22 protein-coding genes and 1 pseudogene are annotated in these 23688 nt (G+C 56.5%); 10 read left to right on the forward strand and 13 right to left on the reverse strand.

Annotated elements, in window-relative coordinates; all coding sequences use genetic code 11:
- Positions 1-447 precede the first annotated feature (447 nt).
- The 4 genes from ACZM8Y_RS04210 to ACZM8Y_RS04225 all read right to left on the reverse strand — a co-directional run bounded on the left by ACZM8Y_RS04210 (position 448) and on the right by ACZM8Y_RS04225 (position 5083).
- Positions 448-1797, reverse strand: coding sequence for a sensor domain-containing diguanylate cyclase (locus tag ACZM8Y_RS04210; RefSeq protein ID WP_482332492.1), 1350 nt, complete (start codon positions 1795-1797; stop codon positions 448-450).
- An 857-nt stretch (positions 1798-2654) separates the two neighbouring features.
- Positions 2655-2837, reverse strand: coding sequence for a hypothetical protein (locus ACZM8Y_RS04215; protein ID WP_487480061.1), 183 nt, complete (start codon positions 2835-2837; stop codon positions 2655-2657).
- A gap of 883 nt (positions 2838-3720) precedes the next feature.
- Positions 3721-4611, reverse strand: a complete 891-nt coding sequence (locus tag ACZM8Y_RS04220) for a pyridoxamine kinase (RefSeq protein WP_482332490.1) — start codon at positions 4609-4611, stop codon at positions 3721-3723.
- A 217-nt stretch (positions 4612-4828) separates the two neighbouring features.
- A complete protein-coding gene (locus tag ACZM8Y_RS04225; protein ID WP_487480062.1) occupies positions 4829-5083 on the reverse strand; it encodes a hypothetical protein in 255 nt (84 codons plus the stop codon).
- 158 nt (positions 5084-5241) lie between these two features.
- On the opposite strand from ACZM8Y_RS04225, the gene ACZM8Y_RS04230 reads away from it, so the two are divergent.
- From ACZM8Y_RS04230 to ACZM8Y_RS04250, 5 genes are all read left to right on the forward strand, one after another.
- Positions 5242-5616 carry a DUF134 domain-containing protein gene (locus ACZM8Y_RS04230; protein ID WP_479858851.1) on the forward strand — a complete coding sequence of 125 codons (375 nt, stop codon included), beginning with the start codon at positions 5242-5244 and terminating at the stop codon, positions 5614-5616.
- Positions 5613-5921: a sodium/nucleoside cotransporter 2 gene (locus ACZM8Y_RS04235; protein WP_337431237.1), complete on the forward strand. Its 309-nt coding sequence runs from the start codon at positions 5613-5615 to the stop codon at positions 5919-5921. The genes ACZM8Y_RS04230 and ACZM8Y_RS04235 overlap by 4 nt, the downstream gene beginning before the upstream one ends.
- A gap of 63 nt (positions 5922-5984) precedes the next feature.
- Complete coding sequence (locus ACZM8Y_RS04240; RefSeq protein ID WP_302553682.1) at positions 5985-6947, forward strand: radical SAM protein; 963 nt, start codon at positions 5985-5987, stop codon at positions 6945-6947.
- 89 nt (positions 6948-7036) lie between these two features.
- The gene (locus ACZM8Y_RS04245) at positions 7037-7885 is read left to right on the forward strand and encodes a P-loop NTPase (RefSeq protein WP_482332486.1); all 849 of its coding nucleotides are present in this window, start codon (positions 7037-7039) and stop codon (positions 7883-7885) included.
- 407 nt (positions 7886-8292) lie between these two features.
- Positions 8293-8502, forward strand: coding sequence for a hypothetical protein (locus tag ACZM8Y_RS04250; RefSeq protein ID WP_487480063.1), 210 nt, complete (start codon positions 8293-8295; stop codon positions 8500-8502).
- Positions 8503-8678: 176 nt separating this feature from the next.
- On the opposite strand, the gene ACZM8Y_RS04255 is transcribed toward ACZM8Y_RS04250, so the two are convergent.
- Positions 8679-9482, reverse strand: coding sequence for an SDR family NAD(P)-dependent oxidoreductase (locus ACZM8Y_RS04255; protein WP_479858854.1), 804 nt, complete (start codon positions 9480-9482; stop codon positions 8679-8681).
- 108 nt (positions 9483-9590) lie between these two features.
- Between ACZM8Y_RS04255 and ACZM8Y_RS04260 the strand changes: the two genes are divergently transcribed.
- A complete protein-coding gene (locus tag ACZM8Y_RS04260) occupies positions 9591-10460 on the forward strand; it encodes a LysR family transcriptional regulator (protein ID WP_482332484.1) in 870 nt (289 codons plus the stop codon).
- 350 nt (positions 10461-10810) lie between these two features.
- Here the strand turns inward: ACZM8Y_RS04260 and ACZM8Y_RS04265 are convergent, their stop codons facing one another.
- Positions 10811-12178, reverse strand: a complete 1368-nt coding sequence (locus ACZM8Y_RS04265; protein WP_302552291.1) for a sigma-54 interaction domain-containing protein — start codon at positions 12176-12178, stop codon at positions 10811-10813.
- Between the two features lie 283 nt (positions 12179-12461).
- Between ACZM8Y_RS04265 and speB the strand changes: the two genes are divergently transcribed.
- The 3 genes from speB (at position 12462) to ACZM8Y_RS04280 (ending at position 14713) form a co-directional block, all read left to right on the forward strand.
- Positions 12462-13415: an agmatinase gene (gene speB, locus ACZM8Y_RS04270; RefSeq protein WP_482332481.1), complete on the forward strand. Its 954-nt coding sequence runs from the start codon at positions 12462-12464 to the stop codon at positions 13413-13415.
- A gap of 10 nt (positions 13416-13425) precedes the next feature.
- The gene (locus ACZM8Y_RS04275) at positions 13426-14484 is read left to right on the forward strand and encodes an ABC transporter substrate-binding protein (RefSeq protein WP_482332478.1); all 1059 of its coding nucleotides are present in this window, start codon (positions 13426-13428) and stop codon (positions 14482-14484) included.
- 64 nt (positions 14485-14548) lie between these two features.
- Positions 14549-14713, forward strand: a complete 165-nt coding sequence (locus ACZM8Y_RS04280; protein ID WP_489501595.1) for a hypothetical protein — start codon at positions 14549-14551, stop codon at positions 14711-14713.
- A gap of 75 nt (positions 14714-14788) precedes the next feature.
- Here ACZM8Y_RS04280 and ACZM8Y_RS04285 read toward each other — a convergent pair whose 3' ends face one another.
- Entirely contained in the window at positions 14789-15613 is an 825-nt protein-coding gene (locus tag ACZM8Y_RS04285) for a phosphodiesterase (protein ID WP_302552294.1), read from the reverse strand.
- Between the two features lie 336 nt (positions 15614-15949).
- Entirely contained in the window at positions 15950-17278 is a 1329-nt protein-coding gene (locus ACZM8Y_RS04290; RefSeq protein ID WP_302552295.1) for an MFS transporter, read from the reverse strand.
- A 389-nt stretch (positions 17279-17667) separates the two neighbouring features.
- Here ACZM8Y_RS04290 and ACZM8Y_RS04295 point away from each other — a divergent pair, with 389 nt between their 5' ends.
- Positions 17668-18738 carry a LacI family DNA-binding transcriptional regulator gene (locus ACZM8Y_RS04295; protein ID WP_479859967.1) on the forward strand — a complete coding sequence of 357 codons (1071 nt, stop codon included), beginning with the start codon at positions 17668-17670 and terminating at the stop codon, positions 18736-18738.
- A gap of 320 nt (positions 18739-19058) precedes the next feature.
- Here the strand turns inward: ACZM8Y_RS04295 and ACZM8Y_RS04300 are convergent, their stop codons facing one another.
- The 5 genes and pseudogenes from ACZM8Y_RS04300 to ACZM8Y_RS04320 all read right to left on the reverse strand — a co-directional run.
- Positions 19059-19814, reverse strand: a complete 756-nt coding sequence (locus ACZM8Y_RS04300) for an ATP-binding protein (protein ID WP_479859894.1) — start codon at positions 19812-19814, stop codon at positions 19059-19061.
- 639 nt (positions 19815-20453) lie between these two features.
- The gene (locus ACZM8Y_RS04305) at positions 20454-21500 is read right to left on the reverse strand and encodes an ABC transporter substrate-binding protein (protein ID WP_302552298.1); all 1047 of its coding nucleotides are present in this window, start codon (positions 21498-21500) and stop codon (positions 20454-20456) included.
- Positions 21501-21588: 88 nt separating this feature from the next.
- Positions 21589-22857: a TRAP transporter large permease gene (locus ACZM8Y_RS04310; RefSeq protein WP_302552299.1), complete on the reverse strand. Its 1269-nt coding sequence runs from the start codon at positions 22855-22857 to the stop codon at positions 21589-21591.
- Positions 22858-22860: 3 nt separating this feature from the next.
- A complete protein-coding gene (locus tag ACZM8Y_RS04315) occupies positions 22861-23367 on the reverse strand; it encodes a TRAP transporter small permease (protein ID WP_302552300.1) in 507 nt (168 codons plus the stop codon).
- Between the two features lie 51 nt (positions 23368-23418).
- Positions 23419-23688 (reverse strand): annotated as a pseudogene (locus ACZM8Y_RS04320) (TRAP transporter substrate-binding protein); the annotation flags it as partial.

The raw sequence follows: 23688 nt of genomic DNA on the forward strand, positions 1-23688 counted from the left end.
AGGCTCCATCAGGGGATGTGGGTGTTTCATCTCCACAGTGCGGTGAAAATACAGCCTCTTTCTCCCGCTTTTCCGTCGGCGGAATCCATAAGCCAAGGCATTTTGCTCGTTATTCCTTTGAAACTTCAAGGAAAAAGCATCAACCGTTTTTTATGACACAGCCCAATAATGTACTTTATTTTACTGGGGATTTTAGAGCGTGTCGCCATTTTGATGTAATCATTTGAAATATCAAAAAATATTTTTGTGATTTGAAAAGTAGTTAAATGATTCAAATAGATTATATCTCATTGGCGACATAATCTAAAAGTTCCCACTGCATAACAACTCTGAAATGAGGAATTTTTTTGGCTATGCGACACCATCCGTTTCCGGCCATGACTATCGCAAGCGCTCCATACGGCTAGCCATGCTAAAATGTTTATTCTTCCTTCCTAAATACCGTATCTAAGCGTCTTCCGTGAAGAAAACCGTTTGATTTTTACCTTGCCGCTTGGCCTGATAGAGGGCGTAATCAGCTTTTTTGAAGAGTTCATCAACGGTCTTACCGTGCTGGGGAAACAAACTGACCCCAATAGAATTCGTAATAGCGTAACGCCCCCCATACGGCTGGCACTTAACCGCAAGGTTTTGGCGATACCGTTCGACCAATGCTTGCGCAGTTGGGCCATCCACGTTTTTGATGATCACTATAAACTCGTCGCCGCCGAAGCGCCCTTTCAAATCGTCCAGACGAAAGCTTTCTTTTATACATTCAGCAACCGTTTGGATAATTTCATCACCAAAGCTGTGGCCGAATGTATCATTCGCCCGCTTGAACTCATCGAGATCCAAGACAACCATCGCATGGGACTTGAATGCTTTCCCATCCCGGTTTGTTCCGGTGCGGAGCCCTTGGGCCTGCCCATTCTCCAGGGAATGCTTGAACAGTTGTGTAGCTTTTTTGAGCATGGCGGCTTTGTTGAGCAGGCCTGTCAGCTCATCACGTTGGGCGCTTTGGCGTAAATCACATACGAGCTTCACATCCTCATCCACATCGCTTAATTTGCCTATGATGACACGATTAGCGATGCCACACGTAACCGTAAACCACTTATACCCCTGCTCGGTCATGATTTGAATGGGCTGTGAACGCTTACAGTGCCTATTTTCAATAACATCCTTAAAAAATAACTGATGCAAAGCAGTTATGCCCTCCTCCGTCAATAAGCCATGCGCATCAGGCCTGGAGAAGAAGCCATCAATAGATGTCATATTAAAATTGGATGACGTTGTTGAATAGTTTGTCATTTGATCTTTTTCAATGTCATATTCAAACAACAAGTCATTGCTCAATTCACAAATCAGTTGGTAGCGTTTTAATTCATACTCCCTCAATTCCTGAATTTTCCTTAGTTCGGTAATATTACGCATTATATTGATAAAACAAGGCTTATCATCTTTATAGCCGATAAAGTTGGAAATGACATCAAGCCATACGACGCTGCCATTTTTATGGAAAACACGATACTGGATATTTAATTGTTCTTTGCTTTGTATATGCTTATTGAATGCGGCAAAAACCCTTTCAAAATCATCTGGGTGCAGCACATTTCTGGGGTTGCCGCTTTTTGATTGGTCTTCATATTCTTTACGAGTAGATCCAGTCAACGAATAGAAAGCATCGTTTGCCCATTCTACAGTACGCTGATCGTCGTTAAACACTATTTTCACCACACCGCAATCCAACATATTGAGAATACTTTCTAAGTCATTCATTTTTCCCTCGTAAAAGGATGAAAGCATTTCAATGCTCATGTTCCGTCAAGTTCAACAAGATACGAAAGGCCCTGTCACAGAGTGCGGTTGTTCCATCTCCGCCGCAAGGCAAGATGGGGCTTTTTCCCCAATTTTTCCGTCAGCGACATCAGCACATAATATATATTGTATTGGCTGTGTCATAGAAAACGGTTGATGCTTTATTTCCTTGAAATTTCAAGGAAATAACCAATAAAATCCCCCCAATCACAGAGCCCACCAGCGGAAAATTTGGAGAAAAAGCGTATATTTTCAGTATATTGCTGAAACAAAACAACCATGCACTATGACAGAGCCATTGTATTTATTATTTAGAAAATTTTGCTGAATAAGGCAGTCATGGTTTCCTGTGCCGCAGCCATGCGAAATGCCTGCAATCAAGGCTTTATCACAAGACTATTCTTCAATGATTTCAGTGAAGCTGCCATAAAAAACATATGGCCTCCCCTATCGCCGTCCCCTGCTTTTTATCAATCCTGACGCCCTATTAAAATAGGGCTATACCGCCTTTCACATTCAGTTCCCGTGCTCAGTGCTGATAACGGCGATGAGCCTTTGAGCGATCTTTTGGACGGCAGGGAAGCAATGCATATCATATGGAAGCACTAGTTCATACCGCTAACCCACAATCTAAGAACGCGAGATTGTTAATACGGACAGACTATTGTCGACATTATTCCTTTGTGGAAAACTGCGCCTCAAATAGGGGTGGGCCGTTCCATAGCCTGATTGAGACATTGAAACCCTTGCGGATGCGTTCCGCAAAGCGGCAAATGTTCAGCCGTCTATATGTGAACAGGATACCAACCATTATCAAAGAATGGAAGTCCGGTAATTCATTGGCCTTCATGGTCAGTTCATCCAGAACAGATGCGGACAGCAACTTTTTCAAAAGGCTGTGTCATGGTGTGTGGTTGTTTCATCTCCACAGTGCGGTGAAAAATACAGCCTTTTTCTCCGGTTTTCCCCTTGGCGGGAGCCACGGCTAAGGCATTTTGCCGGTTATCCCTTTGGAGCCTCAAGGAAAAAACATCAACCATTTTTTATAACACAGCCAAACATTTTGTTGGCTATCCCCTTTGGAACTTCAAAGGGAAAAGTGTCAGCCTTTTTCTATGACACAGCCTTTCAAAGGCTATGAACAAACGCTTTCCAAGGCAAGGAGGTTTCCCTCGCAGGATAAAGCCCGGCAGGTTTGATCGTCTGGAGCTGGGTATCTTGAGGGCATGGGGGGCAAGGTTGCTCTTTTTCCGGCCTGTTTTGCACAATATTTTCCGCACTGGAAAGAAGTGAAGAGCATACCGGACGAATGCCCATCGCTTCAAAGAGCGGCGTTATCCTCTCCCCTTCCCTCTGTGGAGGAGACACCAGAGAAAGCCAAACGGCATAGGCCGCCGCCATACCTATATACTGTCGGTGGGAATACGTCCCAATCCCCATTGAATACTGGCAGGCTATGTCATTTGAAATCTAAGGCCCTGTCAGGGAACATGGTTGTGTTTTATCAGCAATATGCTGAAAAGCATCTACTTTTTCTCCAATTTTTTCCACTGTCTGACGTATATTCTTCACTGAAGCATCACGCTCCTATGCGGAGAGTTTTCTCCCGCACATCAAAGAACCATTGATTCTCCCGTCAGTATTTGGGCTGGTCAAAGAATATTCTTCCCTACTACCTACGCCAAATTCTTTGGCTTTGTATCGAAAGGGTTTTGATGGTTTGTGGTGGGATGTTTGGGGTATGGAGCAGAGTTGGTGGTGTTGGCAATAAAATTTACATAATAAAAAAGATTATGGGTATAATATGCTCGTATCGGATCGCATATGTGCCGCCTTCATAAAAAAACGGCACCCGAAAACCGGAATGCCGTTTCAGCGCGCCGTGAACACGCAAAAGCAAAAGCAAAAGCCAAAAGAATCCGCTTAATCCACAAGGCGGCACATATACGATCCGAGAGGCGCACGTAAGGTATCAAGGATTCGCTCAAGCAAAATCCCCTCCCGGTAGGGAAGGCCCTGCCCAAAGGTGGCCCGGATGCCAAGGGTGACGAACTGCACGGCACGGTCAAGCGCAATGGCGAGGCTGTCGCCCTGCAGGAGGCTCCCCGTCAGCACACTGGCGAACACGTCGCCCGTGCCGGGGTAATAAGCTGGGATGTATGAACAGTCCACCCGCCAAAAACGATCCCCGTCCCGTTCGTAGGCGAGCACGGATGTGCATTCGGGCTTACGCAAGGCCTGCCCGTCCGCAAGCGGCACGCTCGTCGCCACGACCGTCTTGGGGCCGTTTTCTGCGAGGCGGCGCAGCCAGCCCTTGAGCGTGGGCAAATCCGTTTCCGGGCTGTAGGGCTCATCAAGGAGCAGGCAGACCTCGGTGAAATTTGGGGTGATCACGTCCGCGCGGGTGATGAGCCAGCGCATTTTTTCCACCATGTCCGGGGTCATGGTCGGGATCAGCTTGCCGTCATCCCCAAGCACGGGATCAACCACAGCCAACCCGCCGGGCGCAAGGCAATTTCGGATGCACCGCGCCGCCGAATCCATCTGCGCCGTGGACGCCATGAAGCCTGAGTATACGCCGTCGAACCGCAGCCCGAGGCGTTCCCAGTGATCAAGGATACGAACCATGTCGTCCGTGAGGTCGAGCAGCGTAAAATCGTCATAGCCCACCGTCTGCGTGGACAGGATGGCCGTAGGCAGGGGCGTCGCCTGAATGCCCATGCTGGACAGGATCGGGATGGCCGCCGTCAGGGACGTGCGGGCGAACCCGGCGAGATCGTGGATAGCCGCCACTCTGGGGATGGGATTGCGCATTATTTTTCCAGTATTCTCAAGATGACGTTTCGTGATGAACGTTCCAATTGCGGATCGCCCAAACGTTTTCCGGGGCCGGAACAAACGCGACGGATTGTTTCATACCGCGCACGCCAAATCAAGATGAAACCGGTTTCCCGGAGGGGCTCCTCCGAACGGGAGGGCGTACTGCACTTTTCCGCTCAGGGCTATACGCCTAAAGGACGGCCTAAGGGGGCTAAAAAAAACGGCAAGCACGGCGGCCCCCAAAGGCGGGGCATTCGCCTCTTCGATGATTTCCTAAGGCTGTGTCATAGAAAACGGTTGATGCTTTATTTCCTTGAAATTCCAAAGAAATAACCAAAAATCCCCCAATCACAGAGCCCGCCAGCGGAAAGTTTGGAGAAAAAGCATATATTTTCAGTATATTGCTAAAACAAAACAACCATGTACCATGACAGAGCCTTTCCTGAAAATTCATTTTGAATTTCATGTAGTTGAAATGCGGCTTCCATTGCAAAGCGACTGTCTCCCAAAGGCTTGATTGTTGACAGGTGCGGCGTGAAGGAATAGGGCATATGTCAAAAACGATCGATGGGGCGCTCCATTCCGAGGCCCCGGAACGGTTCCCGGACAACAGAGGAAGGGATCATGCCAAGGCCCAGAAAGTGGCGGCGCGTCTGCCGCCTGCCTCAGAATACGCTTTTCGGCCCCCTTGCCGGGATTGACGAAGGGACCATCGTCATGACGGTCGAGGAATACGAAACCATCCGGCTCATCGATCTGGAAGGCTTGAATCAGGAAGCGTGCGCCGGACGGATGCACGTCGCACGGACTACCGCGCAAGCCATGTACCGGAACGCGCGCCACAAAATTGCCGATTGCCTCGTCAACAGCCGACGGCTGATCATCGAAGGCGGTGATTATTTGGTCTGCAACGCGCGTGAAACGACGTGCGGCTGCCCTCACTGCCGACGGCGGCCCCTTCAGCCCGCCGAAGGCGAAACCCCGACACCAACACCATGAACGAAATCATCTGCTCAATCACATCCGCCATCGAGGAAGGCCGCTCGTGGGGCCATACGGATAAAGAGATCGCCGACTACATCTATGCCAAGCACATCCGGCCTCTGGAGATGAAGCTCGCCGAAACGTTGGAACCGAAGGCCGCGTTTTTGGAAGGCTTCATGCTGACGACCAAAAACCGGAATGGGGAAACCCCTTTCTCCGGGGATTATGCCGAGGCATGGAAAGCCATCGCCTCCTATGCGGGCATAAGCCGACGGGCTTTGGAAACCATTGAGGGCGGCCCGGACGGAAGCAAGGCCTGACCCCGGCGCACCTCCGGGGCAGGCTGACGAACGCGGGCAACCCCGCAGGAAAAGGACAGAAACATGAACACTGGCTTTAAACATGTGTACGGCCCGGTTCCTTCCCGGCGTCTGGGAAGGTCTCTCGGCGTGGACGCCCTGACCTTCAAAAGCTGTTCGTTCGACTGCGTGTACTGTCAGCTTGGGCGAACCACGAACCACACCGCCGAGCGCAAGGAATACATCCCCACCGCAGAGATCCTTGACGAAGTGCGCCGCAAGCTCGAAAACGGGGACAGGCCCGAATACATCAGTTTCGCCGGCTCCGGCGAACCCACGCTGCACTCCGGGCTCGGCGACATCATCCGGGGCATCAAGGCCATGACCGACGTCCCGGTGGTGGTGTTCACCAACGGTTCCCTGCTGTGGATGCCCGAAGTCCGCGCCGACCTCGCCGCCGCCGATGTGGTGATCCCTTCGCTGGACGGAGGCGACGCCGCGCTGCTCGATAAGGTGAACCGCCCCGTCGCGACCCTTGATTTCAACCGCATCGTCGAAGGGCTGATCGCCTTCCGTGAAGGATTCAAAGGGCAGATCTGGCTTGAAGTCATGCTGCTCGGCGGCATGAGCGACGACGACGCTTCCGTGGACGCCATCGCCCGCTTGGCGGAACGCATCCGGCCTGACAAGGTTCAGATCAACAGCGTATGCCGCCCTCCGGCGGAAACCTATGCCCTGCCCGTTCCCGCCGCCCGGCTTCTGGAAATCCGTGAGCGTTTCGCGGGGGTGCCCGGCACGGTGGAAATCATCGCGGAACATCTCGACGACATGGCTCATACGGCTTTCCGCACGCAGATCAAGGAAGAGGACATCCTCGCGCTCATCGAACGCCGCCCCTGTACCGCAGCCGGAGCCGCGGCGGGCCTGAACATCCACGTCACCGAAGCCATCAAGCATCTGGAGATGCTCGTCGCCGACGGCAAAGCCGTGACGCAGCCCAAGGACGGGCAGGTCTTTTATTCCGCCTGTGAGCTGCGGACGGAATAGCCCGGGCTTCGGCGGGAAAGCCTCCCGCCGGAAGAAAGGCTTCCGCCACGGCAATCCTTCATCTCTCACAACTGTCTGGAGAAATACATATGGCATCATGTTCGGAACAGCAGGGGCAGACGACGATCCCCATGACCGAGGCCATGCAGCGCAAGGTCATGGCCGAAAACCTGAAAGGCGTGCGGCACAAGCTTTTCGTCATGAGCGGCAAGGGCGGCGTGGGCAAGAGCTCAGTGACCGTGAACCTCGCCGCAGCACTGGCGGCGCAGGGCTTCCACGTCGGCATCCTCGACGTGGATCTGCATGGCCCAAGCGTCCCGCACTTGCTCGGCTCCCACGGGTTCGTCAGGGTGGATAACGAAGACGGCAAGCTCGTGCCCGTTTCCTGCGGCGAGCGCCTCTCGCTCATCTCCATCGAATCCTTCCTCGAAGACAAGGACGCCGCCATCATCTGGCGCGGCCCCAAAAAGGTTGGGGCCATTCAGCAGTTCGTCGCCGACGTGAAGTGGGGCGCGCTGGACTACCTGCTCATCGATTCCCCTCCCGGAACCGGCGACGAGCATATGACCATCCTTGACGCCATCCCCGACGCCAAGTGCATCGTCGTCACCACACCGCAGGAGATTTCCTTGGCGGATGTCCGCAAGGCGCTTGATTTCCTGAAAGTCGTCAAGGCGGACGTGCTCGGCCTTGTGGAGAACATGAGCGGCCTCTTCTGTCCCCACTGCGGCGGGGAAATCGATCTCTTCAAGAAGGGCGGAGGCGAAGCCCTTGCCAAACAGGAAGGGCTGAACTTCCTCGGCGCGATCCCGCTCGATCCCGCCACGGTCGTCGCTGCGGACAGGGGGCATCCCATCGTCTCCATGCCCACCGACACCCCGGCGAAGGCCGCGTTCCTCAAGCTTGCCGAAACCGTGCGGGAAGCGACGCAAGCCTAGCTCCATCGCAAAGTGGAATATTTCAGGCATGTTCTGAGGGAGGGCGCTTCCCTCACACTTCTGCCTTCTTCCACAGAGGGTGCAGGCGCTTCCCGCAAAAGAATCCCCCGCGCCATTATGAAAACTCCCCGTCGATATCCGATGGGGAGTTTTTCCGTGCAATGGACAAAAAATTAGGCTGTGTTTAAGTTTGTGGCTGATACAAGATTCCAACTGGAAAGGAAGAGTTCTTTGGAAATTATCTGGAGGTCTCGCAACAATTCTTCAAAACTGGATTTCATGTAATGAACAAAAGAGACCCACATCACTAGATGTGGAACGAGCTTTTATCTATTGATTTTCATTCCAAAGCTATGGGGATGGGGACTTCCTGCTGTCCGATGAACCAACCGTATTTCCATTAAACCTTGCCGCAGCATCTGATTGATGCCCTTTCCCAGCGGCTGGTTTCGTTGAGTTTTGCGAAGGCATTTGCTGGTGGGCCCTACATGGACAATGTTTTCCCCAGTACCTGTCTTGAATTGCGTAAATATAAAAAGCAAAGCCGTATCAAGGTGCAGCTTCGCTTTCAAAAAGTAAAATTTGCACGTCAGATATTAGGCCGTGTCGTCAATTAGATATAATCCATTGAAATTATTTAGCTACTTTTCAAGTCGCAAAAGATTATTCTAGTAGTTTCAAATAATTATATATAAAATGACGACACGGCCTAAAGGGTACGCGATTAAACACACATAAGCAAAGGCAGGCGGCTCCTTCCGGCCTACCTTTCCTGATAATATGGAGATTTCCTTTACCGTTTCACACCGTTAAAAATACGGTCATAGAAATACATCTTAAATTCCTCAACATCCATGCTCTGGTACTGATCATAGAGCTTCCGGCACACGCTGTCTGTGGGATAATTGATTTGATCCCTGCCGTCATTCACCGCAGCCCACACCGCCGCAGCAGCTTCCTCAGGCCCTGGGAAAGCGGCATTGCCGTCCAGCAGATATTCCCGTTGTCTGGCCGCAGGCTCCTCATAGCCGTCGAGAATGTTGATGGGGGTCTGGAAATTGGTGCTGGTTCCGCCGGGAATCATAGCCGCCACCTTCACGCCGAAGGGCTTCAGCTCATAGTACAGGGATTCCACCATACCCTGCTGGGCGCGTTTGGCCGCGCCATACGCGCCGTCACGCGGCAGGGCGATGATACCGGCCAAGGAGGTGGTCGTCAGGATTGCGCCGCCCTTGCGCCCTTTGAAATGGGGGATGAATTGCTGGGTCACCAGCATTGTTCCGATCACATCGGTATCAAAGAGTTTGCGGATCTCGTCCTCCGGCAGCTTCTCGAAAGGCCCCATCATGCCGTAGCCGGCGTTGTTGAACAATACATCCACATCATACTCCGCCAAGGCTTTCCGGCTGGTTTCACGGATCTGTTCCGGGTCCGTCAAATCCAAGGGCATGATGACCACATTGGGCAGGTCGGCCAATTCCCCGGCTTTCTGCGGATTCCTCATGGTGGCGATGACCCGCCAGCCGTGATCCGCAAAATACTTGGCCGTTTCCCGGCCAATGCCGGAAGATGCGCCTGTGATAAAAAGCGTGTTCATCGTTTTCTCCTCTCTGCTGTGGTAAAAGTTGATTGTCCGTATGAGAGGAATATGGTACGGCATCACATAAGTAAAATTCAAATTTTATGATGATGAGATAACTAAAAAATGATGTTGAACCGAAATTTGGAAATTTTTCTCAGAGTGGCTGAGTACGGAAGCATCACACGAGCCGCAAAAACGCTGTACATCACACAGCCAGCCGCGAGCAACGCCATCTCAAAACTGGAAGCGGAATTGAACGTCAAGCTGTTCTTCCGGGACAAGCGCAATGGGCTGATGCTCACCGATGTGGGGCAGAAGATTTTGCTTCTCACCAAGCAGATGGAGGATTTGGACAACCGCATTGCCCAGACAGCCTATCAGGAAAATCATTTTGTGGAGGGCCGCCTGCGGATCGCCTCCCTGACCTCCCTTGTTTCAACCATCCTTTCAAAAGCCCTGAAAGCGTATCGGACGGCATTTCCGGGCGTGACGGTTGAGATCAAGGAAGGCAGCCCCAATGATATTTTCCGCATGGTGGAGGAACATTCCGTTGATTTTGCGGTGTCCTGCTCTCCCTTTGGGAAATTCGATTCCATCGTGCTGCGCCGTGACCGTATGGCGGCCATGCTGCCAAAGGAGTATCCCGGTGTTTCCGAAGTGGATTTGACCACCCCGCCCGACCTGATGATCATAAACAAATCCGCCTATGAAACGATTTTGGATTATGTCCGGCAGCCACCCCCTGCCGGACAGTTTCTTCAGGTGCAAATGGCGGAAACCGCCATCAATATGGTGCTGGACGGCATCGGAGTTGGAATCCTATCAGAGTACACGATGGACACGTTGGCACCGGGGCATCAGAAGTACCCCGTTACGCCGGAGATTACTTTTGATATTGGAATATTTGCAAACAGCCTTAGCGATTTGACACCTGCATCACAAGAATGCGTGAACATGATAGGCGCCGTTTTTAACGGCAAAAGGCAGGCATAACATGCCGGCCTTTCTCGGTTAAAACGACAATTTCTTCAAAAAAGCAAATATATTGTTGAGAATTGCAGCATTGGCGGATGCGGAACGGCATCCCTCTGTAAGGAAGGCCCCATTGCGGGCCCCGCTTCCCCTCGCCATCCCGCCATCCATCGCCCTTGCCGAAAATGTTTTCCGCGTTCCCCCGTCAGGCATTGCGCGGCAGGCGAAAACAATCTCCCCTAGACCTGTCCACGCAAACAGAAAATAAACATATTTTTACAGATGGTTATCATCATTTTTAAACGATGCTGCATTTTTCCAACCCTCTTCAACTATGGGAAAATTTCAGCGTAGTGTGAACACGCCCCAGCCTATCCCTCTCCGGGCGCCTCGTTTTTGTACTTCGCAATCTTCCGGGCGGCCGTGGGCTGGCTGATCCCCAGCGCCCTCGCAACCCCGGTCGTCGTCCCACAGGCCTTATACGCTTCCAGAACCATGCGCCGCTCAAGCGCCTCCAACGCATCGGGCAGGCTCCCGCCCATCGGGCTTTCCGGGTTCCCCTGATGCCGGGACATATGTTCCGGCAGTTCCGCCGCCTTGATGACGCCCCCTGAAGAAACGATGACGAGCCGTTCAATGACGTTGCGCAGCTCCCGGATATTCCCCGGCCACGAGTAGGCGGCGAGATGCCGCTTCACTTCCTCGGAAAAAACCTTTTCCGTCCCGTATTTAGCGTTCATCTCCTCCAAAACGCTCAGGCACAGCGGCATGATCTCCTCGCGCCGTTCCCGCAGGGGCGGAATCCGCAGCGGCAGGACGTTGAGCCGGAAAAACAGGTCGCTGCGGAAACGCTTCTTCTCCACCAGCGCCTCCAGATCCTGATTCGTCGCCGCCACCAGCCGAAAATCAATGGAAACGGGCTTTACCCCGCCGAGCTTGACGATCTGCTTTTCCTGAATCACCTGCAATAGCTTGGATTGGAGGCGCAACGGGAGTTCCCCGATCTCGTCAAGGAACAGCGTGCCCTTGTCCGCCAGCGCAATCCGCCCTTCCTTCCCCTTTTGGCTGGCCCCGGTGAACGCCCCGGCCTCGTAGCCGAACAGCTCCGATTCCAACAGCGGGGCGGGGATGCCCGCGCAATTGATTTCGACCAGCGGCCCGTCCGTGCGGTCGCTCAGGTGGTGCACCAGACGGGCGACCACATTCTTCCCGACCCCGGATTCCCCCGTGATGAGCACGGTCGTGTTCACCTTGGCCAGCTTTTCGATGGTCGCGGCAATGGCCCGCATAGTCCCGCTGAAGGGCGGGCCCTCCACGGATTGGGGCGCATCCGGGGACACCAGCGCGCTGATTTTTTGGTATTCCTCATGCAGCCTGCGCGAATAGCGCATGTCCACGCTGTAGCTCACCACAAAGGAAACATCCCCGGCATCATCATAAATGGGGACGCCGGTAACGATATTGTATTGCCCCGAACGTGTGGCTTCGGTCAGCGTGACCACCCGGCGGGTTTTGAGGACGAGGGCCGCCACGGATGGCGAAAACACTTTCTCCGCCTCCAGTTCGTAGGTCGTCCTGCCGATGACCCGGTCGCGGCTGATCCCGTAATTGCGCTCAAAACAACTGCTCACCCAGCGCATGACGCCGTTGTGGTCAACAATGGCGACGTTGTCGTGGATGGCCTCAATGACGGAAAACAGATCTTCCGTGCTCGGTAACGCGGCATCGAACGGCGGCATGGCGGGGCCTCCTGCGGATATATTCAATACTGAATAGGCTATTCATGTTTGAATAACAAGGCCGCCGCAGGATCTTTTTTCCTTTTTTCTGTTATATTCCTATATGATAGACAAACCTATACCCCTCCCCCCACCCTTGCGGGGCCACAAGGTATTCACAACTGAATAGCCAGCCTTCTTTTTCAAAAACACAACATCCTTTTGTTTCAACATATTATATAATGGCATGTACCTTGCTTTTTATGAAGCAAAACCACCTTCCAACAAAAACAAGGAGCATGACATGGGCGTTCCCGTCAATTCACTGGCTTCCCCCCGTTTCTGCGGGGTCCGCACCTTCCAACGCCTGCCGCATTCCGCCGACTGCTCCGGCAACGATTTCGCCGTGCTCGGCGTGCCTTTCGACACGGCGACCTCTTATAGGCCGGGATGCCGGTTCGGCCCGGCGGCCATTCGGGACGCCTCCAGCATCCTGAAATCTTACCACAGCGTTCTTGACGTGGACATTTTCGAGCACTGCCAAGGCGTTGATGCGGGCGACGTGGACATCATCCCCGGCTATCTCGACGAGTCCTTCGAGCGCATCGAAACCGCCGTCGCGGGCGTGCTCGGCGCCGGGGCCGTCCCGGTGATCATGGGCGGCGACCACTCCATCACCCTGCCCGAACTGCGCGCCGTGGCAAAGCGTTACGGCCCCGTGGCCCTGCTCCACTTCGACGCCCATTCCGACACCGGCGACGACTTTTTCGGCAAACCCTACAACCACGGCACGACCTTCCACTGGGCCATCGAGGAAGGGCTGATCCTCCCCGAACAAAGCACGCAGGCGGGCATCCGAGGCCCGCTCTATTCCCGGTCCAGCCTCGACTACGCCAAGGGCAAGGGGATGCGCGTCATCAGCGGGTGGGAACTGCACGACATCGGCATGGACGAGGCGATCCGCATCATGCGCGACCGGATCAGCCCCGGAACCCCGGTCTTCGTCACCTTTGACATCGATTTCCTCGATGCGGCCTATGCGCCGGGAACCGGGACGCCGGAAATCGGCGGCTTCACCACCCATGAGGCCCTCAGGCTGATCCTCGGCGTGTGCCCCGGACAACGCCTTGTCGGGATGGATCTGGTGGAAGTCCTCCCGGATACCGATTCCGCAGGCATCACCTCGTTCGCCGCAGCCGGGATCATCCATGCGTTTCTGGCCTGCCTTGCCGCCAACAAGAAGCACAACCCCGCATAAGGAGTTCATCATGCGCCTGAACAAGTTCTTCTCCGGCCTTGCCGCCGTCGTGTTGGCCTTCTCCCTGTGCAACGCCGTTTCCGCCGCCCCGCTCACCAAGATCCGCACGGCGTGGATGGATTCCTATGAAACCTTCGCCATATGGTACGCCAAGGAAAAAGGATGGGATAAAGAGGCCGGGCTGGACATCGACATCCTGTTCTTCGATTCGGGCATGGCCATCCTCAACGCGCTCCCCGCGGGCGAATGGCAGTATTCCTGTCTCGGCGGGGTTCCGGCCATGATGGGGAACCTGCGCTACGGCACCAGCATCATCGGCGTCGGCACCGACGAATCCTCCTGTGTCGCCGTACTCGCCCGCCCCGACAACCCCGTCTTCAAGACTCAGGGCCTCAACCCCAAGCATCCCGGCGTGTTCGGACGCCCTGAGGACGTGCGCGGCAAGACCATCCTCTGCACCACGGTTTCCTCAGCCCATTTCGCGCTCACCGCGTGGCTCGACGCCGTCGGCGTAAAGGCCTCCGAAGTGACCATCAAGAACATGGATCAGCCGCAGGCCCTCGCCGCCTTTGAAAACGGCATCGGCGACTTCGTGGCCCTGTGGGCGCCGCATATGTACGCCGGAACCGACAAGGGCTGGAAGGTCGCCGGAAACGCCGCCCTGTGCGGCAAGGGAACCCCCCTCGTCCTCGTGGCCGATACCAAGTACGCCGACGCCCATCCTGAAACCACCGCAAAGTTCCTCTCCGTCTACCTGCGCGGCGTCGAACACCTGCGGACGTCCAGCATCGACGACCTGATCCCCGAATACCAGCGTTTCTTCTTCGACTGGGCCGGAAAGACCTATTCCAAGGAACTCGCCCGGCTGGATCTGGAATCCCATCCCGTATGGGACATCAAGGGACAGCTCGCCCTCTTCGACGCCTCCAAGGGCATGAGCACCGCCCAGAAGTGGCAGGCCGACACAGCCCGGTTCTTCGCCTCCATCGGCAGCATCACCCCCGATGAACTCAAGAAGGTCGAAAACGCCTCCTACGTCACCGACAAGTTCCTGAAGCTCGTCAAGTAACGGCCCCTGAACAGCAAGGCTGCGTCACGGGAAACGGCTGATGCCTTCCTGAAGCCCCAAAGGAATGACCGATAAAAGGCCCGGCCATGAAGCCCGCCAACCGAATTGGCTGAGAGAGAGAGAGAGAGAGAGAGAGAGAGAGAGAGAGAGAGAGAGGAAAGCTGTATTTTCACGATATTGCAGTGTGCGTTTTCACGATATGCGGCAAAGGAACAGCCGCATCCCGTGACAGGGCCAAAAACAAAAGGTTCCCCGCCGTCAGTCCGGTGGGGAACCTTTTTTGGGGGAATGCCGTCCCGATCTGCTATCCTTCAACGGGGTTCACGGAGCCGACAAAGGGGTGGGGGCCAGAGAACGTGGGCGAACACGGAATCTGGCAAATATGGCTGTTCAGGACAGTGCCGTCCCAATGGTGCAGCAGGTAGCCGGGGGTTTCCATGCGGAAGGTGTCCCCGCCCTCAGGGGAAAGGTCGAGATCGATCTGCATGGACACGGCGGGGGCGGTCAGGGCGATGCGGCCCGCCCACTGGGTCACGATGGGGCGGTGCATATGCCCGCAGCTCAGGCGCACCCACGGCGAACGGCTCAGGATGTCGGCGAGGCGGCCCACATTTTCAAAAGGCTCATCCATCGCGCCCATGCCGGTCACGAATGGGGGGTGGTGCATGAACAGCAGGGTCGGGACGCCGGGGCGGGCCGCAAGCGTCCGTTCCAGCCAGTCCGCCACGGCCTCAGGGCAGTGCCCGGAATGCGAACCCGGCTGCATCGTGTCCAGCATGACCAGACGCACCGGGCCATCTTCCACGGTATAGCACAGGTATGGGGCCACGGAAGCGTCGGCGGGGCACCAGCCCCCCAGCAGTTCGCGCATCCTGTCGCGGCGATCATGGTTGCCGGGCACGGCGTACACCGGCAGGGAAAGCGGCGCAAGCGCCTCATGCAGCAGGCTGTAGGCGTGCGCGTCCCCGCTGTCGGCCAAGTCGCCCGTGATGACCAAGGCATCGGGCTTTTGAACAAGCGTCTTGAGATGATCCGCGGCAACCCGCAGGCATTCGAGGGTGTCCACCACCCGGAACGAAAGGCCGCCGTCGCCGCGCAAATGAAAATCGGAAAGATGCAGGATACGCATTTCGCTTACCTTCAATCGGTTGTGCGGAAGCGCAACGGCTTCCGCGCATCATCTAAAAACCATGAACCTCGCCGGATCGGATAGGCTCCGTTTCCGGCGATCCACTCCGCACGCAATGCACCCCGCCGGGAGAGGTTTGGGGGCTTTCCTCCTCCGGCCTACTCCGCGCGCAATGCCCCACGCCTCCGGCCTTTCAAGCCGAGGCCCGCAGCGGGAACGGATGCCCGTTACGCGCCCCCATCCCGTGGCCCGCTTGGCAGGGAGGAAAGGGAGGAGGAAGGGCCCCTTTTCCAGAAAGGCCCCACCCTCCCCAAGCCCCAATTCCGCTACGGCATCTTACACGTGCTCAACTTCGCCGTCGGCGCTTCTGCGAACCGCTGCGTTGTGCTTGCGCTGGATGATAAAGGCGGACACGGCACTCGTGAGGCCGGCAAGAAGCGTGAACAGGCAGACGTAGAGGGGATCGCCGTCATTCCACTTCATAAACAGGGTACACAGGCCGGGCACGATGCCCGCGACGAGGAAGCCGGGGAACTGGTACACGATGGAAATGCCGGTATAACGGACGTCCGGCGGGAACAGGTCGGAGAACAGCGCCGCCTCAGGGCCGAACACGCCCGCGTAGAATACGCTCAGAGGGATGATAATCGCAAGCCCGATGAGGAACAGGTTGCCGCCGCTCCCTTCCATCAGCCAGAAGGAGGGGAAGATGGACACCCCACAGAGCAGGCTCGCCAAGCCGTACACCTTGCCGCGCCCGAAACGGTCGGCCAGACGCCCGGCGATCAGGATGAACGGGCACATGGCCAGGGCGGAAATCATCACCACGGTGAGCGCCTGCGTGCGGGGCACATCCACATACTGCACCAGATAGGTAATGACGAACACCGCAAGCACGTTGAAGAACACGCCGTCGATCCAGCGCGCGCCCACGCCGAGCGCGATGTTGCCGGGGTGATCCTTGCAAACGCGCACGATGGGCAGGCTCTTGTGCTCGGTCTTGCCGCGTTCCTGCGCCTTGCGGAAGTCGGGGGTTTCGAGGATGTGCATGCGGATATAAAGGGCCACGCCCACCAGCACCACGCTGATCAGGAACGCGCAGCGCCAGCCCCATGCCATGAACTGCTCGTTCGAGAGCCCCCACGACAGGAGCGCCACCACGCCGGAAGAAAGGCACAGCCCCGTGGCAAGGCCCATTTGCGGGATGCTGGCGTAGAAGGCGCGTTCACGCTTGCTCGCGTATTCATAGGTCATGAGCACCGCACCGCCCCATTCGCCGCCCAGCCCAAGGCCCTGACAGAGGCGCAGGGTCTGGAGGATGATCGGCGCGGCAATGCCGATCTGGGCATAGGTCGGGACAAGGCCGATGCCGATGGTCGCCAGCCCCATGATGAGCATGGTCAGCACCAGCATGCTCTTACGTCCGAGCTTGTCCCCGAAGTGGCCGAAGACGAACCCGCCGAGGGGACGCGCCAGATAGCCGATGGCAAAGGTGCTGTAGGCAAGGATGGTGCCTATGAACGGGTCGGTGGTGGGGAAGAACAGCTTGTTGAAGACGATGCCCGCCACAACCCCGTAGAGAAAGAAGTCGTACCATTCGATGGTGGCTCCGAGCAGACTGGCAAGGACGACCTTGCGGATCTCCCGTTTGCTGGGTGCGCTCATGCGATGCTCCTTGGACGGCCTTCCGCCGTCCGGGTTGCCCGTCCGCCTCTTCCGCGGCGCCGGGTGAGGGATTCGCGGGGCGAGGCCGTCTGAGGATCCGCCGTCCGCTCATTAAAAATTTAATAAAAACTCCGCCTCATTTTCAATGCCGAAAGAGGCTCCGTTCCGCCCCTATTAGCATAATACCGCAGAAACCATGCCATCTAATCCGAGATATGGCAATATACCGTTTGTGTCTTTTTGTTGAAAAAATGAATTTTTCAAAAATACCCTTTTTCATCTTCTTTTTTTCACATATTGTAATTAAAAATTTAATATCCCCAAGCCCGGTTTGACACCTGAAAGGTCTGTGTCTATATGTTCCCCAAAACAACGAAAAAGAGGATGTCGTGAGCCCCAGAACCAGAGTCACCTTGGCTGATATAAGCAGGCAGTCCGGGTATTCCCCCGCCACCGTTTCCATGATCCTCAGCGGGCGGGCGGATGTTTCCTTCTCCGCCGATACCGTCCGCAAGGTACGGGAAACCGCCGAGGCCCTTGGTTACGCTCCCACAGCCAAAAAGCGGCCCTCCCTCTTCGATCGCAAGACAGTCCTCATCGTCTGCCCCAACGTCCTCAACCCCTATTATTCCACCATCGTGCAGGCCATCCAGCAGGCCGCAGCCGATAGGGACTGCGACACCCTTGTCTATACGACCTACCGCGACGCCGAAAACGAGATCCGCATCCTGAACGCGGTATCCGGCTCGGATCTTGCGGGCGTGGTGTTCACCATGATGCCGCAGTCCACCGAACTCGTGGAACGCGTGAACAGGCTCGTGCCGATTGTGGTCATCGGCGACCGCAACACCAGCCTCAATGTGGACACCGTGGAGATGAACAACTACAGCGCCGGGGCCATTATCGCCCACTATATGATCGGCCTTGGGCACAAGCACATAGCCTATATCTCCACCACCCTGAACGAGGCCAACTCCGCCCGCGTCCGCCGTCTGGAAGGCGTGCGCGACACCTACCGCGACGAGTGCCCGGAAGGTTCGGTGATCGTGCGCTCCCGCGAGGTGACGCCCAAGGAGGAGCGGGACAACATTTCCATCGAACACGCCGTCGGCTTCGAGCTGACCCGCAAATGCCTCGGCGAACGGCGGCGCGTCACAGCCTTTGTCGCGGTCAACGACATGGTGGCCTACGGCGTGCTCGACGCTATCCGGGCCGAAGGCCGCCGGGTTCCCGAAGACTACAGCGTGTGCGGGTTCGACAACATCTTCCCCTCGCAGTTCCTCCCCGTGGGCCTGACCACGGTGGAACACTACATCGCGGACAAGGGACGCAACGCTTTTGAAATACTTCACGCAAAAATGTCCGGCGAGTCGTCCGGCCGCAACATCACCCGCGTCGAATTCAAACACCACCTGATTGTCCGGGACTCGACCGCAGCCCCGCGCGGAGGGGGGAAATAGGGCCCAGACCCTGCCCCTGATGCGGCCACGGCCCTATACGGGGAGGGGAAAACACCATAAAGAAAAAACAAGAAACCACCCATATAGGGGTGGTTTCTTGTTTCGGCCGCCTCGCGCCATCAGCAGGCTGAAGCCCATAAAACAAAACGGTTATCTCATAAGATAACCGCTTCCCATCCCTGCACACCGCAATATCCTCCCCCGCCCCCCATCGGGACGGACTCCCTGCGTGCAGCCTCCCCACCAGCCGAAAGCCTTGGAATCGGGGGAGGGGAACCTTTCTCCAGAAAAGTTCCCCTCCCCCGGCTCTCCGTTCCCCCTCACCCATTCAGCGGGCACAACTCCCCATCACGGCCCATGACAAGCTCATGGACGGGGATGCCGCACTCCCCGGCGGCTTCACGGCAAACCGCCGCAATGCCCCGGCAACAGGGGACTTCCATACGCAGGGCCGTCACCGAGGCCGGGCGCGCCTCCGTAAACAGCGCAACGAGACGGGCGCGCATTTCCTGATTGTCCTCAAACTTCGGACAGGCGATCAGCACGACCTTTCCAGACGCGATCTCATGGAAACGGGCGGACGCGGGGGCCGAACAGTCGGCGGCAAGCAGGATGTCCGCATCCTTGAGGAACGGGGCGGACGGCGGCACGAGCCGCAGCTTGACGGGCCATGTCTGCCTTCTTTCGCCGACCGGCCCCGCCGCCTCGTTTCCCTGCGGCTTCCGGGGGGCGAATTCCTGCACGGTGGTCCCGGAACACCCGCAGCCGAGCGTCCCATGCGGCTCCTGCTTGCCGAGCGGCTGGAAAAGCTGCTGCCTGCGCGCCTCCTTCTGCCTCGCGACGTGGCGCATGGCTGCCTCCTCATCGAAGGGCGCGGCTTCCCGGCGCACGATGGCCAGCGCGTTCTGCGGGCACCCGGAAAGGCACGCGCCGAGCCCGTCGCAATAGCTGTCCGAAACCACCGCAGCCTTGCCGTCGATGATCGCAATGGCGCCCTCGGCGCAATCCAGCACGCACTGTCCGCAGCCGTTGCAGCGATCCCTGTCTATTTCAATGATGTTCCTATATTCCTTCATGGCGGATCCCTCCGGGGTTTTCTTTCCGTATGCCCATCCCTACACCCTACGGAAGCCCGGCGCCGTGATCAAGATCACGATTTTCCCCTTTGCCGCAAAACCGCTTGAAGAAGCGGATACTACGGCAAAAAAGCAGGGGCCCGTCATGGCATGTGGTTGTTTGTTCCCCACAGTATGCTGAAAAATACAGGCCTTTCCTCCAGTTTTCCGGCGATGGGCTTCATGCTTGGGGCATTTTATTGGTTGTTCCGTTGGACTTTTGAGAACGGCTGTGGCCTAGACCGTGTCGTTATTCTATATATAATTATTGGAAACTATTTAAAATAATCTTTTTTGTGACTTAAAAACAGTTCAATCATTTCAATAGATCATATCTAACTGACGACACGACCTAAAAAATGGCTGATGCTTTTTTCCTTGAAGTTTCAGAGGAATAACCGGTAAAATGCCTTAATCAGGGATTCCGCCAAGGAGAAAACTGGAGAAAAGGCCGTATGTCCACCGTGCTGTGGAGATGAAGCAGCCACACGCTCTGACGGCGCCTTGAGAAGCATCAACCATTTCCTATGGGACAGCCAAAACAAAAGCCCCTCCCGGCGTGAACCGGAAAGGGGCTGGGCTGCCCTGTTTTCAGGCGGCCTATTTGATGGCCTCAAGGAAACGGGCGGTAACCTGCGTCTTGCCCTTCATTTTGTCGATCTGTTCCGGGGTAAAGTTGCCGTGGCTGATGGAGAAGTCCACGATCTCGTTGAGGGCCTTCTGGACGCTGCCGCCAGGGGCGAACATGGCAAGCTGCTCGTCAAGGGTGAATACCGGATGGCTCTGGATGTCCGCAACAGCCATTTCAGGCGTCAGATCGCGGCCAGTCCATTCCTTGTAAAAACGGACGTAGTCGGCGGCAAGCTCCTTGGCGGGCTTGGCGCGCAGGGCTTCGATGCCGCGCATATACATCTTGAGGAACGCCTGCACCTGCTCAGGGTGCTGATCCGCAAAACGGCGGTTCGCCACCAGCAGGACAAGCTGCGTGATGCCGCAGTCCTTGGAATCCGCCACGGCCTTGAACCCCTTGGCCTCCGCTTCATAGGTCAGCGGCGCCCACAAAGCCACAGCATCGCCCACACCGCCGGTAAAGGCGCTCAGGGCCGGGGTGGGTTCCATTTCCTGAAGCTTCACATCCTTTTCGCCAAGGCCGAGGATACGCAGCCATGTGTCCAGCAGGTAATGCGCGGACGTACTTTTGGGGTACAAGATGTCGGCCTTCTGTACGGTTACGGCGGAACCGTACACATTGGGATAGGCCGGGTTCGTCCCCTTGGCCCCAAGGATGGGGCTGTCCTTGCGCACGTAAATGGCGTTGTTGGCGGATTCGTCATTGGCGACCGCAATGATGTACAGGTAGTCGCTGAGCGGCGTGGTCAGGGCGGGCACGGCGCCGCAGCCGGCGACGGCCCAGTCGTAGGCGGCAAGGCTTTCGACGATGTTCTTGCCCGAATCAAAAGGCATCATCGCCAGATCCAGCCCGGCTTCCTTGTCCCAGCCCTGCTGCTTGGCGTACCATGCCACAAAGGTTTCGTGTTCGCCCATCCAAGCGCTCGAAAGCTTGGCGGGCGCGGCCTGTACGGCGGGCGCCGACAAAAGGGCCAGCGCCAGCACGACAAGCAGCGACTTCATCTTTCCGAGGATCATGACAAAAACTCCGCAAGGTTGACATGAAGGGGAATCCCCCCGCGCGACGGATGGGCAAATCCGCCGCACGAAGGGCCCCCGGGAGGGCTTACATGAGCAGGTTCGGCAGGAACATCACCACCTGCGGGCAGACCGCGATAAGAATGATGAGCAGCCAGATTGTACACAAGTAGGGGAAGGCCTTCAGCGCCACTTCCTCAAGCTTCACGTCCGTGATCTTCATGGTGATGAACAGGTTCGCGCCAAAGGGAGGCGTCAGGAACCCGGTTTCGCAGCACACCACGAACAGCACGCCGAGCTGGATCGGATGGATGCCGAGGGCGTTCGTAATGGGCAGGAACACCGGCGCGAGCACCACGACCATCGCCAGCGTATCCGCCACGAAGCCGCACAGGAAGATGAAGAACGCGATGAGCAGCAGGGTGATCGTCGGGTCGGTGGAGATGGAGGCGAGGAACGCGCCCACGGTCTGGGGAATGTGGTACAGGGTGAGCAGCCGCGAGAAGGCCATCGAAACGCCGACCAGCACCGTGGCGGAACCGGCGAAGGCCGAAGTGCGGATAAGCGCCGAGGAAATGTTCTTCCACGTCAGCTTGCGGTAGACGAACAGGCCCACGAACAGCGTCCAGAGAACGCCCACTTCGGCGGCTTCGGTGGGGGTGAACACGCCGCAGTAGATGCCGCCGAGGATGATCGCCGGGGTCGCCAGCGCCCACTTGCCGTTCCAAATCGCCTTGAGCAGGCCCAAAGCGGAAAACTTTTCACCGGTGCCCTGATAGCCGCGCTTGCGGGCGATGCAGTAGGCGGTGACGCACATGGCGGTAGTCAGCACGAAACCGGGGATGAACCCGGCCATGAACAGCCCGGCGATGGACGTATTCGCCACGACGCCGTAAATGATCATCGGGTTGCTCGGCGGGATCAGGATGCCGAGCGTCCCGCCCGTGGCGGAGACGGCGGCCGCGTCGTCCTTGCGGTATCCCGCGCTGATCATGCCGGGGATCATGATGCTGCCGATGGCGGCCGTGGTGGCGGGGCCGGATCCGCTGAGCGCCGCAAAGATCATGCAGGCGAGGATGGTCACCATCGCGAGGCCGCCGCGGATGTTGCCCACCGCCTTCTTGGCGACTTCAATGATTTCGCCGGTGATCCCGGCGGGCTCCATGAGGAACCCCGCCATCACGAAGCCGATGGTGGCGATGAGCGGGAACTGGTCCATGCCGGTATACAGGTTCTGGGGGATGAACTCCATCGGGAACGGCATCCCGATCATCGAAATGATGGACGCAAGCCCGATAACCCCGAACAGGGGCAAGCCAAGCAACATGAAAAAGAGGAATGACAAAACGAGCAGCATGGCTTAATCCCCCCTGCCTTCAAAGTGAAGCGTCTTGTTCCGAAAATCGCGGTACAGGCCCTGAAGCACGCGGAACGTCGTAACGGCCATGCTGAGCGGGATGATCAGGTAGGCGTACATCACATTGATTTCAAGGGAGGCGGAAACCTGCTTGAAACGGGTCATGTTTTCGAGCATGTTGATGCTGTAGTAAAAAACGAGCATGCAGAATGCGGCGAACGAAAGCTCGGAAACCACGTAGCAGACTTTCACCAGACGCGGGAAATGCTTTTCCAGCGTATCCATGAGCATGAGGATGCGGAGCTGCTCCTTGCGCTTCACCGCAATGGCGACGCCGAGGTACGACGCCCATACGAACAGGTAACGGCAGAGCTCTTCAACCCATGAAAACGATTTGCCGAGCAGGAACCGGGAAAACACTTCCGTCCCCAAAAGGATGATGAGCAGGGACAGCATTATTGAAACGCAAAATTCTTCGGCCCATTCGTCGAGCCAGCGCAAAACCTTCATGATACCTCCCGGAGAAATGGCGGGAAGGAAGCCCTCCCCGCCGGGGACAGCTTACTTCTTCGCCAAAGCTTCCTTCTTGGCCAAGACGATGTCGACGACAGCCTTGCCCTTGGCGGCGTCGCCATCGCCGATAACGTCATAGCACTTGGGCCACGCGGTGCGGCCAAGGCGGATCCATTCCGGGAGGTCTTCAACCACGCCGAGCAGTTCCATGCCGTGTTCCACCATCAGCTTGTCGTCGGCTTCAAGCATGCCCGCGACCTTGGTGCGCTCATATTCCATAGCCTCCCTGCCGGCGCGGATCAGGGCGTTGCGCTCCTT

Source organism: Bilophila sp. (assembly GCF_057864385.1).

Bases quoted from the DNA above. Each gene is read 5' to 3' on its own strand.
- ACZM8Y_RS04210 (WP_482332492.1), bottom strand. From the start codon at position 1,797: ATGAGCATTGAAATGCTTTCATCCTTTTACGAGGGAAAAATGAATGAC.
- ACZM8Y_RS04215 (WP_487480061.1), bottom strand. From the start codon at position 2,837: ATGGTTGATGTTTTTTCCTTGAGGCTCCAAAGGGATAACCGGCAAAAT.
- ACZM8Y_RS04220 (WP_482332490.1), bottom strand. From the start codon at position 4,611: ATGCGCAATCCCATCCCCAGAGTGGCGGCTATCCACGATCTCGCCGGG.
- ACZM8Y_RS04225 (WP_487480062.1), bottom strand. From the start codon at position 5,083: ATGAAATTCAAAATGAATTTTCAGGAAAGGCTCTGTCATGGTACATGG.
- ACZM8Y_RS04230 (WP_479858851.1), top strand. From the start codon at position 5,242: ATGCCAAGGCCCAGAAAGTGGCGGCGCGTCTGCCGCCTGCCTCAGAAT.
- ACZM8Y_RS04235 (WP_337431237.1), top strand. From the start codon at position 5,613: ATGAACGAAATCATCTGCTCAATCACATCCGCCATCGAGGAAGGCCGC.
- ACZM8Y_RS04240 (WP_302553682.1), top strand. From the start codon at position 5,985: ATGAACACTGGCTTTAAACATGTGTACGGCCCGGTTCCTTCCCGGCGT.
- ACZM8Y_RS04245 (WP_482332486.1), top strand. From the start codon at position 7,037: ATGGCATCATGTTCGGAACAGCAGGGGCAGACGACGATCCCCATGACC.
- ACZM8Y_RS04255 (WP_479858854.1), bottom strand. From the start codon at position 9,482: ATGAACACGCTTTTTATCACAGGCGCATCTTCCGGCATTGGCCGGGAA.
- ACZM8Y_RS04260 (WP_482332484.1), top strand. From the start codon at position 9,591: ATGATGTTGAACCGAAATTTGGAAATTTTTCTCAGAGTGGCTGAGTAC.
- ACZM8Y_RS04265 (WP_302552291.1), bottom strand. From the start codon at position 12,178: ATGCCGCCGTTCGATGCCGCGTTACCGAGCACGGAAGATCTGTTTTCC.
- speB (WP_482332481.1), top strand. From the start codon at position 12,462: ATGGGCGTTCCCGTCAATTCACTGGCTTCCCCCCGTTTCTGCGGGGTC.
- ACZM8Y_RS04275 (WP_482332478.1), top strand. From the start codon at position 13,426: ATGCGCCTGAACAAGTTCTTCTCCGGCCTTGCCGCCGTCGTGTTGGCC.
- ACZM8Y_RS04280 (WP_489501595.1), top strand. From the start codon at position 14,549: ATGACCGATAAAAGGCCCGGCCATGAAGCCCGCCAACCGAATTGGCTG.
- ACZM8Y_RS04285 (WP_302552294.1), bottom strand. From the start codon at position 15,613: ATGCGTATCCTGCATCTTTCCGATTTTCATTTGCGCGGCGACGGCGGC.
- ACZM8Y_RS04290 (WP_302552295.1), bottom strand. From the start codon at position 17,278: ATGAGCGCACCCAGCAAACGGGAGATCCGCAAGGTCGTCCTTGCCAGT.
- ACZM8Y_RS04300 (WP_479859894.1), bottom strand. From the start codon at position 19,814: ATGAAGGAATATAGGAACATCATTGAAATAGACAGGGATCGCTGCAAC.
- ACZM8Y_RS04305 (WP_302552298.1), bottom strand. From the start codon at position 21,500: ATGATCCTCGGAAAGATGAAGTCGCTGCTTGTCGTGCTGGCGCTGGCC.
- ACZM8Y_RS04310 (WP_302552299.1), bottom strand. From the start codon at position 22,857: ATGCTGCTCGTTTTGTCATTCCTCTTTTTCATGTTGCTTGGCTTGCCC.
- ACZM8Y_RS04315 (WP_302552300.1), bottom strand. From the start codon at position 23,367: ATGAAGGTTTTGCGCTGGCTCGACGAATGGGCCGAAGAATTTTGCGTT.